This is a genomic window from Litoribrevibacter euphylliae, assembly GCF_042646085.1.
GTDB lineage: Bacteria > Pseudomonadota > Gammaproteobacteria > Pseudomonadales > Litoribrevibacteraceae > Litoribrevibacter > Litoribrevibacter euphylliae.
In genome coordinates this window covers 244,095-258,936 of the sequence record NZ_JBHRSZ010000002.1, presented here as the reverse complement: position 1 = coordinate 258,936, position 14,842 = coordinate 244,095, and the positions used below count along the sequence as shown (strand labels likewise).

Here is a 14,842-nt window from a genome sequence, read left to right as displayed (position 1 = left end):
ATTAATGACGGGCGGAGAAAAAAAGAGATAAAAAGGGGAAGTTACTCTTCCCCTTTAGAATCTTAACCCAAACGCTTACGGAAAAGCGGTGTTGGATTATCGTTCGCAGCTTGGTAAGAGAAACGGAATGCTTCAAAGCCTGTTAGTGCTTCTTCGATGTCCGTGTCTTCACGTACTGCAAAGCTATCGAAACCACAGCGAGCCATAAAATGCAGTTGATCTAGCAGAACATCACCAATAGCACGAAGCTCACCTGTATAGTTCATGCGCTCACGAATCAAGCGGGCGTAAGAGTAACCGCGGCCGTCAGCAAATTTCGGGAAGTTAACTGCGATGAAGGCGACTTCTTGATGAATGTCATTTAATAGCTCAGCGGGTTGATCAGACTCTAGCCACACAGCTACGTCATCACGACTTGCTAGTGCTTCACGATTATCCAGGTAAAATTGAACAGGAAGAATCACTTTACCTTCGGGTGTTGATTCGCCTTCTGCAACTTCGTTAACCAGTACAAAATCGTCTTCAACGATAGCACGGTTCTTAATTAGCTTTGGCATATACGCGCTCCTTGAATACTTCCATACCGATACGTTGGAAAGTGTCGATAAACAATTCGTCGTCTTGACGGTTTTCTACGTAGATATTCAGGATCTTATCGAGAACATCAACAACCTCATCACGCTGGAATGAAGGGCCAAGAATCTTACCGATAGAGGTGTTGTTCAATTTGCCTGAATCACCACCCAAAGAGATTTGATAGAACTCTTCACCTTTCTTATCAACACCTAAGATACCGATGTTGCCCACGTGGTGATGACCACATGCATTCATACAGCCTGAGATGTTCAAGTCGATATCGCCTAAGTCGTGCAGGTAGTCAATGTCATCGAAACGGCGCATGATTTCGTCTGCAACTGGAATTGACTTAGCATTGGCTAGGGCACAGTAGTCGCCACCTGGGCAGCAAATCATGTCGGTTAAAAGGCCAAGGTTTGGTGTCGCGAAGCCAGCTTCTTTGGCGGCTTCCCAAACTGCATAAAGATCAGATTTCTTGACGTCTGCCAATACGATGTTTTGCTCGTGAGTTGTGCGTGCCTCACCAAAGCTGTATTGATCTGCAAGGTCTGCAATCTTATCTAGTTGAACGTCAGTTACATCACCTGGAGCATGACCAGGGCGTTTAATAGATAGTGTAACAATGGCATAGCCTGGCTTTTTGTGTTCTGCAACGTTGCGAGATACCCAGTTTGCAAAGCCTTTAGAGTCAGCTAGTTTGGCTTCGAACTCAGCACTGTCATCAGAAAGTGCTTCATACGCCGGCTCAGTGAAGTAAGACTTCATTTTTTCCAGTAATTCTGGCGTTAGCTTACTTTCGCTGTCTTTGATGTGTGACCACTCTTCTTCAACCAACTCACCAAATTTGGCAGGTGTTAAGGCTTTTACCAAAATCTTGATACGCGCCTTATATTTGTTTAGGCGGTTACCTTTTTGGTTGTAGACACGAATGATGGCTTCAAGGTAAGTCAACATATCTTCAGCTGGAAGATAGTCGCGGATCGTGCTGCCAATAATTGGCGTTCGACCCAAACCACCACCAACAACGACACGAAAACCGGTTTTGCCTTCGTCGTTTTTAACCAAGTGCAAAGAGATGTCATGAACATCCGTCGCCGAGCGATCTGATTCAGTGTTCGCATTAACTGCGATTTTGAACTTACGTGGTAAGAACGCAAACTCAGGGTGGAACGTAGACCACTGACGAATGATTTCGCAATATGGACGAGGATCTTCAATCTCACCGGTACACACGCCAGCGAACTGGTCAGTGGTGGTGTTACGAATACAGTTACCAGACGTTTGAACGGCGTGCATTTCAACGTCTGCCAGTTCCTGAAGAATATCAGGTACATCCGCTAGTTCCGGCCAGTTAAACTGAAGGTTTTGACGAGTACTAAAGTGCGCGTAACCTTTGTCGTATTTACGGGCGATGTCAGCCAGCTTACGAATTTGTTTGGACGCCAGCATACCGTAAGGCACAGCAACACGTAGCATAGGAGCCATGCGCTGAACATACAGGCCATTCTGAAGACGCAATGGTAAAAACTCTTCTTCGCTGAGTTTGCCTTCAAAGTAGCGACGAGTCTGGTCGCGGTACTGCTTCACACGGTCTTGGATAATCGCGTGATCGTAATCGTCATAAACGTACATGAGTTAGATCTACTCCCACCTTGCTGAATCACAGCAGGGCATAATCACAGTCGTATTGATGGTAGTCAGTATCAGAAGGAAGATTGTTTCCTGCTGGCAATAAATATCGCTGCTAAATACGATGGACACGATACTCGAAGCGACATATAGAGAGAACTACCGTTTTCTTATATGGCGCGCATTCTAAGTTATATAAAGCAGGACTCAAAATTCATTATTGAAATAAAGTTCATCGGTTTAATAGATTAACTTTGGTCTTTTTATTGGTTTTCTGTATATCAAATGAGAATGATACGTGTCTTCAAACTTCTACATCTGAAATATGAGGTTGTGGGGTGGGGTTTTGATGCTCTTTTTTCCAGATTCGGTACAGCAATATGCCGTTGATCGCTCGCTGAATGGCATGGCAGAGGACGTAGATTTCCAGTGAGCCGTTACCTGATAAATGGATTATCAGCATGGCAGGTAATAATATCAGCCACTGAGTTGAACTCAGAATGGTTAATACGGCTTTATTTTGGTGTAAAGCGTAAAGAGACTGCTTAGTAGAAATGGTGACAGCTTCAAATAATAGTGAGAAAACAAGGATGATCAGAGGCCAGTAAGCCGCGGCAACGACCTCTGGATCTTTGGTCAGAGCAAAGAGTACCGATTCGGTGGTAAGTAATAAGGCTGGGCTCACGAGAAGAATGCAGGCTAATGATAGGCGTAGTGTAATTGTGTACCACCGTTGTGAATTTTGAGGGCTTGTTTCTCCTTGTTGAAACAAGGTATGTGAACGGCTGATAAAGGTAGTGGCTGACATACCAATTCCAACAACTGGAAGAATGAGAACCAAAGATAGGGTAATGATTAGGTGGGCTGCTGCGAGTTCAGTGACGCTGGTCTTGGCAATGATAGCCATGAAAGCCGCTGTACCAATGGCGAAAATTACTTGTTGAAAAGACGTTGGCCAAGCGAGGTGCCATCCTGTTACATAATCGGAAGGCGTTATTTTGTTAATGGTACCTTTCTGTTTGGTTGCGTTCAGAGGGCGTAGAGTGAGTAAGCAAAGTAGAGCTGTTCCGAGCGATATGCTGATTACAGTCGAAAAAGCGGCGCCTTTTAATCCGAGCTCAGGGAAGCCCAGTTTTCCATATACGAGAAGGTAGCAAAGTACACCTGACAGCGTGTGGCTGGATACTAAGCAAGTAAGAAATACTTTTGGTTGGTTCGCACCATGCAAGAACCCTCGTAATGCCATGAGAATGGCGATGGGCAGTAAGCTCCAGCTTTTAATCCAAAGAAACTCTGATGCTTGAGTAATGATGTGCTCATCATGAATTTGAGCGGCAATCATTTCGCGATTGAAAAAGTAAACCAGTAGAATAAAACTCAATGCGACAAAAACTAGCTGGCTTAATCCAACTAATGTGTATTTCCTGGCAATGTACGGTGCATCGTCAATGTGTCGGGCTACTTGAGATTGAATGGCGATGGAAAACCCGGCAAAAGCTGAGAGAAAAACGAAAAAGAGATAGTTGGCTGAGGCGCTGGCGGCTAGGGCATGTTGGCCATAGTGTCCTAATATTGAGGTTTCAAGCAGCCCTAAAATACTTAAGCTGGCCATTCCTAACGCAATGGGAACTGCCAGCTTAAGAAGATTACGGGCGGTAGGTTCACAGACCGGGTTAGGGTCTGTGTTTATCATTGAATTACTGCTCATTCAGATGATATTAACTCTGGGAATAACCTAGTTGTCGTATGAAAGGACAGGCGATAACCAACGTTCCATGGTTTCAATTGGCATTTCTTTTCGCTTGGCAAGCGATTCAACCTGATCTTTGGCAATCTTACCTGTACCAAAGTAGCGGCTTTCCGGGTGAGAGAAGTACCAACCGCTGACTGACGCAGCAGGATACATTGCAAAGTGTTCTGTCAGGTTAACGCCGGTATTGGCTTCTGCATCCAACAGCTTAAACAGTGTTGCTTTCTCGGTGTGATCCGGGCAGGCAGGATAACCAGGCGCAGGTCGAATGCCTTGGTAGCGTTCTTTGATAAGTTCCTCGTTGGAGAACTCTTCATCGGTTGCGTAGCCCCAGAGTTCTTTACGAACATGACGGTGCATGTATTCGGCAAAGGATTCCGCCAGGCGATCAGCGAGGGCTTTAACCATGATGGAGTTGTAGTCATCGTGCTTGTCTTCGTACGACTTGGCCAGCTCTTCTGCACCGATACCTGCGGTGGTGACAAAGCCGCCGATGTAATCGTGTTTACCCGTCGTTTTAGGGGCAACAAAGTCTGCAAGACTCTGATTGGCTTTTCCTTCTGGTCGACGGTTTTGTTGACGAATGTGGTGAAGTGTCGCTGCTACTTCGCCTGTATCATCGTAGACTTCGATATCGTCCGCATTAACTTGATTTGCATTCCAGAAACCAACAACCGCACGCGCTTTGATTAGCTTATTATCGACAATGTGCTTCAGCATTTTCTGTGCATCATTAAATAGGTTGGTGGCTGCTTCACCGACCACTTCGTCGTTCAGAATTTTCGGGTATTTACCTGCTAAATCCCAAGAAATAAAGAATGGTGTCCAGTCGATGGTTTCAACCAGTTCTTCCAGAGGGAAGTCTTCAAACACTTTAACACCGGTGAAGCTAGGTGCTGGTGGCGTGTAATTGTCCCAATCAATCGGTGTGGCATTGGCAATGGCTTGTTCGTAAGTTAAGTCGGCTTGTTTTGGCTTACGCTTAGCGTTGCGTTCACGAACAGCTACATATTCTTCGCGAGTATCTTTTACGAACTTGTCACGTAAATCGTCACTTAATAGGGCGGTTGCAACACCCACGCTACGAGATGCATCGGCCACATAGCATGCAAGGTTGCGTGTGTAGTTTTGTTCAATCTTAACGGCAGTGTGGGCTTTCGAGGTGGTTGCACCACCGATCAACAGTGGGATATCGAAACCTTGGCGTTCCATTTCCTTTGCAACGTGTACCATTTCGTCAAGCGATGGTGTGATCAAACCACTTAAACCAATGATGTCGGCATTATGCTCTTTTGCCGCTTTCAGGATGGTTTCGCACGGTACCATTACACCCAGATCCACAACTTCGTAGTTGTTACACTGAAGAACCACGCCCACAATGTTTTTACCGATATCATGTACGTCACCTTTTACGGTAGCCATGATGATCTTGCCTTTGGTTTCGGCTTTATCACCTTTTTCTTCTTCAATAAACGGAATCAGGTGTGCCACCGCTTGTTTCATAACACGGGCACTTTTTACAACCTGTGGCAGGAACATCTTACCTTCACCAAACAGGTCGCCAACCACGTTCATGCCGTCCATTAATGGGCCTTCAATCACGTGGATAGGGCGCTCGGCATTTTGTCGGGCTTCTTCGGTATCTTCGATGATGTAAGTGGTCAGACCTTTAACCAGTGCATGTTCAATACGCTTGTTGACTGGCTGTTCACGCCAACTTAAGTCTTCTTGTTGTTGCTTAACGCCGTCACCTTTGTATTGGTCGGCAATTTCAAGTAAGCGATCGGTGCCGTCTTCGCGACGATTGAGAATGACGTCTTCTACGCGCTCACGCAGTTCTTTTGGAATCTCAGCGTACACTTCCAGCTGACCCGCATTTACAATACCCATGCTCAGGCCTTTTTGAATAGCGTGATATAGGAATACTGCGTGAATGGCTTCTCGAACCGGGTTGTTGCCGCGGAATGAGAAGGAAACGTTACTTACACCGCCTGAAATTTTGGCGTATGGCAGATTCTTGGTGATGTAATCACAGGCGTTGATGAAATCAACAGCGTAGTTGTTGTGTTCGTCAATACCAGTCGCCACAGCAAAGATGTTCGGGTCAAAAATGATGTCTTCGGGGTTGAAGCCGAGTTTATTAACCAATACATCATAAGAGCGCTTACAGATTTCATTCTTACGTTGTTCTGTGTCTGCCTGACCTACTTCATCAAAGGCCATTACCACAACGGCTGCACCGTAGCGCATACACAGTTTGGCGTGTTCGATGAATTGTTCTTCGCCTTCTTTCAAACTGATCGAGTTAACGACACACTTGCCTTGTACGCATTTCAAACCGGCTTCAATGATGTCCCACTTGGAGGAGTCAATCATGATCGGCACGCGAGCGATGTCGGGTTCAGAAGCGACCAGGTTCAGGAAGTGAACCATGGCTTCTTTGGAATCCAGCATGCCTTCGTCCATGTTGATGTCGATGATTTGGGCACCGGCTTCAACTTGCTGGCGAGCAACCTCTAACGCTTCGTCGTACAGCTCTTCTTTAATCAGACGCTTAAAGCGTGCAGAGCCGGTAACGTTAGTTCGCTCACCGACGTTAACAAACAGCGATTCTTCTGTGATGTTAAATGGTTCAAGGCCGCTCAAACGACAGGCTTTAGGAATCTCAGGAATTACACGAGGTTTAAGGGATTGAACTTTGTCGGCGATGGACTTGATATGATCCGGGCTGGTTCCACAACAGCCACCAACGATGTTTACTAAACCGCTTTGTGCAAACTCAGCAACAATGTTTCCGGTTTCTTCCGGAGTTTCGTCGTATTCGCCGAATTCGTTTGGTAAGCCTGCATTCGGGTGGGCACTAACAAGGCAGTCGGCTTTATTAGCCAGCTCTTCGACGTATGGTCGTAATTCATCGCCACCCAATGCGCAGTTGAAACCAATGCTGAGTGGTTTGGCGTGTGCAAGTGAATTATAGAAAGCTTCGGCAGTCTGGCCAGAAAGCGTACGGCCACTGGCGTCGGTAATGGTACCGGAAATCATGATCGGCAATTCGAAACCTAGCTGTTCAAATACTTCTTGAACAGCAAAGACCGCTGCTTTTGCATTAAGTGTATCGAAGATGGTTTCGATCAAAATGATGTCAGATCCACCTTCGATTAAGCCTTTGGTAGATTCAATGTAATTTTCTACCAGTTCATCAAAGGTAACGTTGCGTTTGGACGGGTCGTTAACATCTGGTGAAATAGACGCGGTGCGGCTGGTTGGGCCGAGTACACCAGCAACAAAACGGGGTTTGTCCGGGTTCTGAGCCGTAAATTTATCGGCCGCCGCACGTGCGACCTTGGCGCTCTCAACATTCAGCTCATACGAAAACTCTTGCATGTCGTAATCGGCTTGAGAAATTCGCGTTGAGTTAAAGGTGTTGGTTTCAAGAATGTCTGTGCCAGCGTTCAAATAGGCTTCGTGAATGTCCTGAAGGATTTTTGGTTGGCTGACGGCAAGTAAATCGTTGTTGCCTTTAACTTCGGTATGGAAGTCGGCAAAACGTTCACCTCGGTAATCGCTTTCTTCCAGCTTATAGCTTTGAATCATGGTGCCCATGGCACCATCCAGAACCAGGATGCGTTGTTCTAATTCTTGTTTTAATCGCTCAATTCGTTGTTGTCTGGTTTCCATGGATTACCGCCAATTCTGATCTTTAAGAATCAATGATTAGTCGTTGCTAATCATGATGATAATGTCGCTGTGTTACGAGCAATCATTGTCTTGTTAACTGGTATTTTTTGTATCGAACTTTATGGATTCTTATCAATACTAATTCATGAAACATGAATCTCAGTGGTTCAATATCTGGTGTAAAAGGGCGGTCATTCTACCAGAGCTTCTGGGCGATTTCATGTGAAACACGTGCTGAAGATGGCACAAAGCTGTAGCTGGTACCTGACTAAAAAGCTATACTATTTGAAGTAATTAAAAGTTCGAGTACAATGCCCGCCTAATTTATGCCATCGGGCAAAGTACTTGTGACAAGCAAAGGCGCGCTATGACCCAATACGAAGACATTGATCACAACATCACCATCACTGACGGTGCACGACAATACCTTGGTGAGTTGGTTGCTAAGCAGGACACTCCAGGAATGGGCGTTCGTATGTATGTGACTCAACCTGGTACAAAAAACGCCGAAACCTGCCTGGCTTATTGCAAACCAGATGAAATCATAGAATCTGATTTGGTCTCTGACTACATCGATTTCCGTTTGTATGTTGAGCGTCAAAGTGTTCCTTATTTGGATGAAGCGATTGTTGACTTTGCCAAAGACAAATTGGGTGGCCAGTTAACGATCAAAGCGCCGAACGCCAAGATGCCAAAAGTGGACGAAAATAGCCCACTACAAGATCGCATCAACTACTTGTTGATGACCGAAGTGAACCCTGGTCTGGCGGCGCACGGTGGTGAGGTTAGCCTGGTTGAAGTCACTGAAGATATGATCGCCGTTTTGCGCTTCGGCGGTGGATGTCAAGGCTGTAGTGCGGTAGATGTTACTCTAAAAAATGGTGTTGAAACGCGTCTGTTAGAAGTTATCACTGAGCTGAAAGGTGTGCGCGATGTGACAGACCATACCGTTACTGAAAACGCTTATTACCAATAAGCAGTATCGATTAATTAAAAGAAAGCCCGGAGCATATAGCCGGGCTTTTTTATGCGTCATTGTTTATTGAGGGTAAGATCCTAAAGCGAAATTTTTTATCTCTTATTTGGGGGATGCACAAACATCGTCGCTTTCGCCGTAGGCCTCTAAGATAGATATTTCTCTAAGGAGTTGGTTGGGGTCGATTGCTACTGAATCTTCCTGAAGATGGCTCATGCCGATACTGGCACCTGAAAAGTCCCAGTCGATAAGGAACCCTAATGAAGCTGGATTCTTGAGAAAGCGTCCCATTTTAGGTCCATAACGACCTTCTAATATTTTTATTGTTCGAGCTTTTAAGGGGACAAGGCTTTCAAATATGGCACTCCATTTAGCAACTTCTTGCTGCTGTGAATCATGTGTCGTAGCAAAAGAATGCACCATAAGCTAGCCTCCGTTTATTATAAAGTGACATAGTATCTTTTAAGTTTAGTAGTGATTTTTTGATTCATCCTGACCAAACATCGGTTTTGTTGGGGGGGTTCTGATCAGCGGATATAAAATAGAGATGAAATTTATCTTTTATTTTAAAAACAAAAGGTTATATGGTTTTTGAAATAATATCTGAGTGTTGTAGATGAGTTACAGAATGTCTCAAAATTTGTCGATTTTATATCAGGACGAAGATCTGATAGCAGTAAATAAACCCGCTGGAATGTTGGTTCATCGTGGTGAGCGCTCAGAAGAAGATCGCCCGATTCTACTTCAAACGTTACGGGATCAGCTTGGCCAGAAGGTTTATCCTGTACATCGGTTAGATCGAATGACATCGGGTGTCATTGTGTTGGCCTTAAACTCAGAAACAGCGAGTTTAATGGTGGATCAGTGGCGAAATAAGAGCGTCGAAAAACGATATTTTGCGGTAACCCGAGGTTACATGCCGGAGCATGTTCATCTTGATTACGCGATGGCACCTCCCGTTGATAAGTTCAAAAAGAACCCAAAGCCTAAACCCGTTCAAGAAGCGATAACGGATTTTTATTGCTTAGGGCAGGTTGAGATTCCTGTTGAAATAGATAAATACCCTCAGTCCAGGTATTCATTAGTAGAAGCACTTCCTAAAACGGGTCGAAAACATCAGATTCGTCGTCATCTTAAACATCTTAGTCATCCGATCATCGGTGATACTCGATACGGCAAGGGCAAGCACACTCAGTATTTTCGTGATCATCTGAACTGTGCTCAGATGCTTTTGCACGCATGGAAGTTGAGCTTTGAGCATCCGTACACAGGACAAACTATGTGTTTGTACGCTCAGTTGAATGAAACGTGGTGGTCCATTATTCAGACGTTTGGCTGGACTCAATCACTACCGGAGGAAGTCAGTCGTTCGCCTCTGTAAGCTTCATTGTTAATAGAGTGGAAGGTGCCAGTAACATTGGAGGGTGTTCTGTTTTCTGGATATTCACTCAGCATTGTCTATTCTCAGTCAATAATGGACTTGATTTCCTGGTTATGAAAAGTTGTAGTCCATTTTGAATGCGATACGAGGGTTGTTCTATGTTGGCAGGTTACATAGAGGGACACGATGCTAAAGTAATGAGACGGAACTCTGAAAGCGCTTCATCTGCACCAGAGGTGGGTGAGCTTAAGCAAACAGAATTTCATGGTTATTCTGTCACTGACCGGGTGGTGGAATCCAATGGGTTGTCGTTTTTTGTTCGAGACTATGGCCGACCTTCTGACCCTGCCGTTGTCCTTGTTATGGGTCTAGCTTGCCAGTTAACGGTATGGCCCCCTGAACTTATTCAATCCTTACTGGAACATGGTTATCGGGTCATTTGCTACGATAATCGGGATGTTGGTTTATCCTCCAAAATAAACTGCCGTAGGCGAGTTAACATCATTAAGGCCTTTGCTTGTCATCGCATCGGTTTTCCTATCCGTACCAACTACAACTTATACGATATGGCCAAAGACCTTCACGGTTTAATCGAAGGCTTGCAGTTGCCTCATGCGCATTTAGTTGGTGTTTCAATGGGGGGAATGGTGGCCCAAATTGTTTCCGCTTATTACCCTCAAAATGTGGCGAGTTTAACGGCCATCATGACCTCTACTAACAGCCCGTTACTGCCGTTACCGGATATTGGTTTAATCATTCGGTTAAGTGGTGCTGGAAATGGTGGTCACGATTTGGACTCAGTAAAACGACGTGTCATTGGCTTCTGGAAAGCGGTTCAAAGTCCGGCCTATCCAAGATCTGTCGATGAAATCGAATATATGATCGAGCGCGATTATCAGCGTAATTATTGCCCTGGCGGCATCATTCGACAAACACAGGCGATCTTATCTACACGCAGCATTTCTTCTTTGATTCGACGGATAGGTGTACCCACGCAGGTCATTCATGGTGATGCCGACCCATTGATTAAATTGTCGGGAGGAAGAGCCGTGGCGGACGCCATTCCTGATGCTCGATTGGCAATTTTGTCGGGTATGGGTCATGACTTACCCGTGCCCTTGGTACCTCAAATTGCAGACTTAATTCATCGGAATGCGATTCTTGCTTAGAGGGGTGTTTATAGGAGCTTATTTTTAAGCGTCGGTATGAGTAGGGGTCTTGTTGAATGTAATTCGTAGTCAAAAGTTGTCTTTGTCTGTGCTATAAACGCTCTAATCGTTCGGCATATGGTCGAAGTAAGTGAATGTTGTAGTTGTAAATTTACTACGCAATCGATACTCAGAGATAAGGACAATAGATGATTAAAGTATACGGCTTCCCCAAAACCAGGACATTACGAGTGACATGGATGCTGGAAGAGTTGGGGGTGGATTACGAATACCAGTTAGTCAACTTCGCCAAGGGCGACTCTCAATCTCCGGAATTTCTGGCAGTCAATCCTGCTGGTAAAGTCCCTGCGATCGAAATTGATGGTCAAGTTACTTTCGAGTCTGGTGCCATTGTAACGTTTTTGGCCGATAAATATGCCTCCGGTAAGTTAATCCCGGAAGCCGGAACTCTAGAGCGTGCTGTTCATGATCAGTGGAGCTTTTTTGTGTTAACCGAGCTTGAACAGCCTTTGTGGACCATGGGTAAACACAAGTTTGCGATTCCAAAAGAGCATCGAGTAGCGGAAATTTTTCCGACGGCGACTTGGGAGTTTCAACGAGCGTTGGCGTTACTAAGTCAGGGCTTAGGTGATAAGCCATATATTCTGGGGGATAGTTTTTCAGCTGCGGATATTTTGATTGCGCATACGTTACGCTGGGCTTTAAGTTTCAAGCAATCGATTGAACAAGATAATCTAAAATCCTATCTTGAGCGTGTTGAATCTCGTGATTCTCGTTCATTAGCCGATCAAAGAGAAACTCAGGCATTGGCTGAGCAAGGATAGAAAGGAAAACCTCTGCCTAGGACAACCCAAGGATGGGCGATCATGAAATCATTGCTTCTGTTATTCACTCTTTCGCTGCTCTTATCTGGGTGTGGGCAAACCTCAGATGAGATGAGCGGCAAAGAGTTGTATGAAAAGTACTGTGCCAAATGCCATAAATCTACCGGTAAAGGAAACTTTTTGTTGGGCGTTCCAGCCAATAAAGGAACCAAACTGTCTTACTGGGAGATAAAAATAAAAATTACTAAAGGCAGTGGTAAACACAGTAAGATGCCCAAGTTCCCTCATTTAACGGATACTCAAGCAGGATTGATTGCGGACTATTTGTTGTCCATGAAGTGAAGGGAGGCTTTAACGTCTTTCTTTCGGTCATATGCGTACTGTTTCAAATAATAAGATGCTCCATCTACATTTTGAAACGAAATTAATGCGTTTCGTAACAGCTCGTCGCTGGTCACAAAAGTTGTAAAGGCGTTATTATTTAATTGCTCTAGTTTAAGCTTTAAGGCAAGGACAATAATGATAAATAATGCCGATAAAGGGGAAGAGCTCGCTTTTGAACGGGCACGTAGAAACGATCTTTTAAGTTCTGCATTGTGTTGGCTTGGGGCGTTTTTTCTCAGTATCTTTGGTCTGAAATCCTATTTCTCTGGGTTGCCTGACTACGGCATCGGCTTGCTGGTGTTTGGCCTGTGTACCGCATTAATCTGGGTTCAGTTCAAGTTGACTCAGAACTGGCGGGTCTTCCAGAGCATGATTTGCCTTGGGTTTTCGGTGCTTTACCTTTTCCTTCTATCGTCTGGTGGCCAGGCAAATACTGGGCTGCTGTGGTGTTATACCTATCCTTTGATTGTGTTTTCTTTATTAGGAACCCGCCTGGGAGGTATCCTGGTCGCTGTTGTGTTGTTCTTGTCGGTTATTATTCTGTACGTCCCAGGGCTTGATTTCGTTACTCATTCTTACACGCCTGACATTAAGTATCGTTTTACAGGCTCCATTCTTTTCGTGGTGGCTTTAGGGTATCTCATGGAGCTTTCTCGAATGGAAGCACAGCGAAAAAGTGACCAAGCCAATGAAGTGTTAAAAATGATGGCACACCGTGATGAGTTGACCGGCTTGTATAATCGTCGAGGAATTAAAGAGTCGCATGAATTGGAGCGTTATCTGAGTAAAGCGCCGACCAATGAAATGGCGTTGGCTGTGTGTGATGTCGATTTCTTTAAAAATATTAATGATGAATACGGTCATGATGTGGGCGATGAAGTGCTCAAGTTGGTGGCAGCTCACCTTAAAGCGTCGATTCGGGAAACCGATCTGATTGGCCGTTGGGGTGGGGAAGAGTTCATTATTTTATTTCCAAGTACTTCGCTTGAAGAGGGATATCAACTTATTGAACGAGTTCGTAAAGTTATGTCCGAAAAGCGGTTTGAGGTTGCGGGGCACCAAATTCGCTTGTCTTTCAGTACCGGCATCAGTTCAACTCGCTATTACGACAGCTGGGATAACTTGATTAAGTCGGCGGATAAACATCTTTATAAAGCGAAAGAAGCGGGTCGAAACTGTACCCGGACGACTGAGCATAGTTAGTATCTAATTAATAATCTTATCAAATGGGCAGTTTTTACTGCCCATTTCTGCTTTTTAGACCTATTCACTGCGTGATAAATTGATCACTATTTAATTTTAATTTAATGGATGGAGTTAGGCTTTGGAGTTGCTAACAGGATTTGGCCTTGGGTTGCTGATTAATATTATCGTAGTCGTTGCGCGTGATTTTGGCCGTTTAGCGGTTGCTAGAGTCTTTGTTGTGTTCCTGTCTGCAGCTATCGCGTTTTTGATTTTTCCTTTGGTACCCAAAGAATGGTCTTTGTTTACTAATAACATTCAGGGCGCTGTGCCGGCGTTATTCTGGTTACTTTGTCAGTATGCGTTTAATGACCGTCCGCGCTTAAAAAACTTATGGTCGGTGATGGCGGTATACAGTTTTATGGCCCCCAGCTTGGCCCGCTTTTTCTGGGCGGATCAGGAGTTTACTCCTGCGATGGCCTTCTGGGGATGGCATTCAGGGCAGATATGTGAGTACCTACTTCTCAGTCATGGCCTCTGGGTAATTGTCTCTAACTGGTCCAATGATCTGGTCGAATCTCGTCGTAAATTACGGGTGGCAATGCTCATCGTAGTTGGCTTTGCGGTGATTACCGCTGCGATCAGTTTGAACTTTGGTTTAGCTGGAGAATACACACGGGGCATCATTGTGTCTGTTAGCGGTTTTATCATTTCTTATTTTTTAATGAAGGGGAGAGATGGTGTGCTGTTTGGTGAGCCAGTGACCGAGCCACCTAAAGAATTCCTTGATCCAGATACGACTACTGAGCCAAAAGCAGAGCCGTCTCAGCCTGAGATTCAGTTGATGTCAGAAGATGCCCGTTTATTGAAGGAAACCATGGAAGACGGCTTTTATCGGACAGAGAATCTCACATTAAAGATCTTGGCCAAGCGAATTGGTTTACCAGAATACAAGGTGCGTAATCTGATTAATCAGACGCTCGGTTATCGTAACTTCAATGATTATATTAATCAGCTGCGGATTACCGATGCGGCGAAACGCTTAATTGAGTTCCCGGATGACCCGATTTTGAACATTTCTCTGGATGTCGGGTACCGTTCTATCAGTTCATTTAATCGTGCCTTTAAAGAGATTGTTGGTGTTTCTCCCACCACATATCGGCAGCAAACCATTCGCAAAGCAACACCCCAATGAGTCCTCAAAAGCTTGAATTTGAAGAATTGCACACCTGTTCTGGGTGTGCTTTTTAGTTCTCGTAATCTATTGAAAAATAACATTTTTTAAAGAATTGG

At 44.8% G+C, this 14,842-nt stretch carries 12 protein-coding genes; 7 read left to right on the top strand and 5 right to left on the bottom strand.

From position 1 onward, the window contains the following. Positions 1-62 precede the first annotated feature (62 nt). The 4 genes from ACFOEK_RS02930 to metH form a co-directional block, all read right to left on the bottom strand. On the bottom strand, positions 63-557 hold the full coding sequence (locus ACFOEK_RS02930; RefSeq protein WP_386715912.1) for a DUF934 domain-containing protein: 495 nt from the start codon (positions 555-557) through the stop codon (positions 63-65). After that, complete coding sequence (locus ACFOEK_RS02925) at positions 541-2,208, bottom strand: nitrite/sulfite reductase (protein WP_386715909.1); 1,668 nt, start codon at positions 2,206-2,208, stop codon at positions 541-543. The genes ACFOEK_RS02930 and ACFOEK_RS02925 overlap by 17 nt, the downstream gene beginning before the upstream one ends. A gap of 301 nt (positions 2,209-2,509) precedes the next feature. Next, complete coding sequence (locus ACFOEK_RS02920; protein WP_386715906.1) at positions 2,510-3,898, bottom strand: MATE family efflux transporter; 1,389 nt, start codon at positions 3,896-3,898, stop codon at positions 2,510-2,512. A 42-nt stretch (positions 3,899-3,940) separates the two neighbouring features. Further along, positions 3,941-7,633: a methionine synthase gene (metH, locus tag ACFOEK_RS02915; protein ID WP_386715903.1), complete on the bottom strand. Its 3,693-nt coding sequence runs from the start codon at positions 7,631-7,633 to the stop codon at positions 3,941-3,943. 367 nt (positions 7,634-8,000) lie between these two features. Here metH and nfuA point away from each other — a divergent pair, with 367 nt between their 5' ends. Then, positions 8,001-8,609 (top strand): Fe-S biogenesis protein NfuA, encoded by a 609-nt coding sequence (nfuA, locus tag ACFOEK_RS02910; RefSeq protein ID WP_386715900.1) that lies wholly within the window; start codon positions 8,001-8,003, stop codon positions 8,607-8,609. A 102-nt stretch (positions 8,610-8,711) separates the two neighbouring features. Here nfuA and ACFOEK_RS02905 read toward each other — a convergent pair whose 3' ends face one another. Continuing rightward, the gene (locus ACFOEK_RS02905; RefSeq protein ID WP_386715897.1) at positions 8,712-9,032 is read right to left on the bottom strand and encodes a hypothetical protein; all 321 of its coding nucleotides are present in this window, start codon (positions 9,030-9,032) and stop codon (positions 8,712-8,714) included. 205 nt (positions 9,033-9,237) lie between these two features. On the opposite strand from ACFOEK_RS02905, the gene ACFOEK_RS02900 reads away from it, so the two are divergent. The 6 genes from ACFOEK_RS02900 to ACFOEK_RS02875 all read left to right on the top strand — a co-directional run bounded on the left by ACFOEK_RS02900 (position 9,238) and on the right by ACFOEK_RS02875 (position 14,744). After that, positions 9,238-9,990, top strand: coding sequence for a pseudouridine synthase (locus ACFOEK_RS02900; protein ID WP_386715894.1), 753 nt, complete (start codon positions 9,238-9,240; stop codon positions 9,988-9,990). A 158-nt stretch (positions 9,991-10,148) separates the two neighbouring features. After that, positions 10,149-11,159, top strand: a complete 1,011-nt coding sequence (locus ACFOEK_RS02895) for an alpha/beta fold hydrolase (protein WP_386715891.1) — start codon at positions 10,149-10,151, stop codon at positions 11,157-11,159. A gap of 188 nt (positions 11,160-11,347) precedes the next feature. Further along, complete coding sequence (locus ACFOEK_RS02890; protein WP_386715888.1) at positions 11,348-11,983, top strand: glutathione S-transferase family protein; 636 nt, start codon at positions 11,348-11,350, stop codon at positions 11,981-11,983. A gap of 42 nt (positions 11,984-12,025) precedes the next feature. Beyond that, a complete protein-coding gene (locus ACFOEK_RS02885; protein WP_386715885.1) occupies positions 12,026-12,325 on the top strand; it encodes a c-type cytochrome in 300 nt (99 codons plus the stop codon). Between the two features lie 177 nt (positions 12,326-12,502). Then, positions 12,503-13,570, top strand: a complete 1,068-nt coding sequence (locus tag ACFOEK_RS02880) for a GGDEF domain-containing protein (protein ID WP_386715882.1) — start codon at positions 12,503-12,505, stop codon at positions 13,568-13,570. A 121-nt stretch (positions 13,571-13,691) separates the two neighbouring features. After that, positions 13,692-14,744 carry an AraC family transcriptional regulator gene (locus tag ACFOEK_RS02875; protein ID WP_386715880.1) on the top strand — a complete coding sequence of 351 codons (1,053 nt, stop codon included), beginning with the start codon at positions 13,692-13,694 and terminating at the stop codon, positions 14,742-14,744. Positions 14,745-14,842: the final 98 nt, after the last annotated feature.

Coding starts and splice junctions, on each gene's coding strand:
- nfuA (WP_386715900.1), top strand. CDS start 8,001: ATGACCCAATACGAAGACATTGATCACAACATCACCATCACTGACGGT.
- ACFOEK_RS02925 (WP_386715909.1), bottom strand. CDS start 2,208: ATGTACGTTTATGACGATTACGATCACGCGATTATCCAAGACCGTGTG.
- ACFOEK_RS02900 (WP_386715894.1), top strand. CDS start 9,238: ATGTCTCAAAATTTGTCGATTTTATATCAGGACGAAGATCTGATAGCA.
- ACFOEK_RS02885 (WP_386715885.1), top strand. CDS start 12,026: ATGAAATCATTGCTTCTGTTATTCACTCTTTCGCTGCTCTTATCTGGG.
- ACFOEK_RS02895 (WP_386715891.1), top strand. CDS start 10,149: ATGTTGGCAGGTTACATAGAGGGACACGATGCTAAAGTAATGAGACGG.
- ACFOEK_RS02890 (WP_386715888.1), top strand. CDS start 11,348: ATGATTAAAGTATACGGCTTCCCCAAAACCAGGACATTACGAGTGACA.
- ACFOEK_RS02930 (WP_386715912.1), bottom strand. CDS start 557: ATGCCAAAGCTAATTAAGAACCGTGCTATCGTTGAAGACGATTTTGTA.
- ACFOEK_RS02920 (WP_386715906.1), bottom strand. CDS start 3,898: ATGATAAACACAGACCCTAACCCGGTCTGTGAACCTACCGCCCGTAAT.
- ACFOEK_RS02880 (WP_386715882.1), top strand. CDS start 12,503: ATGATAAATAATGCCGATAAAGGGGAAGAGCTCGCTTTTGAACGGGCA.
- metH (WP_386715903.1), bottom strand. CDS start 7,633: ATGGAAACCAGACAACAACGAATTGAGCGATTAAAACAAGAATTAGAA.
- ACFOEK_RS02905 (WP_386715897.1), bottom strand. CDS start 9,032: ATGGTGCATTCTTTTGCTACGACACATGATTCACAGCAGCAAGAAGTT.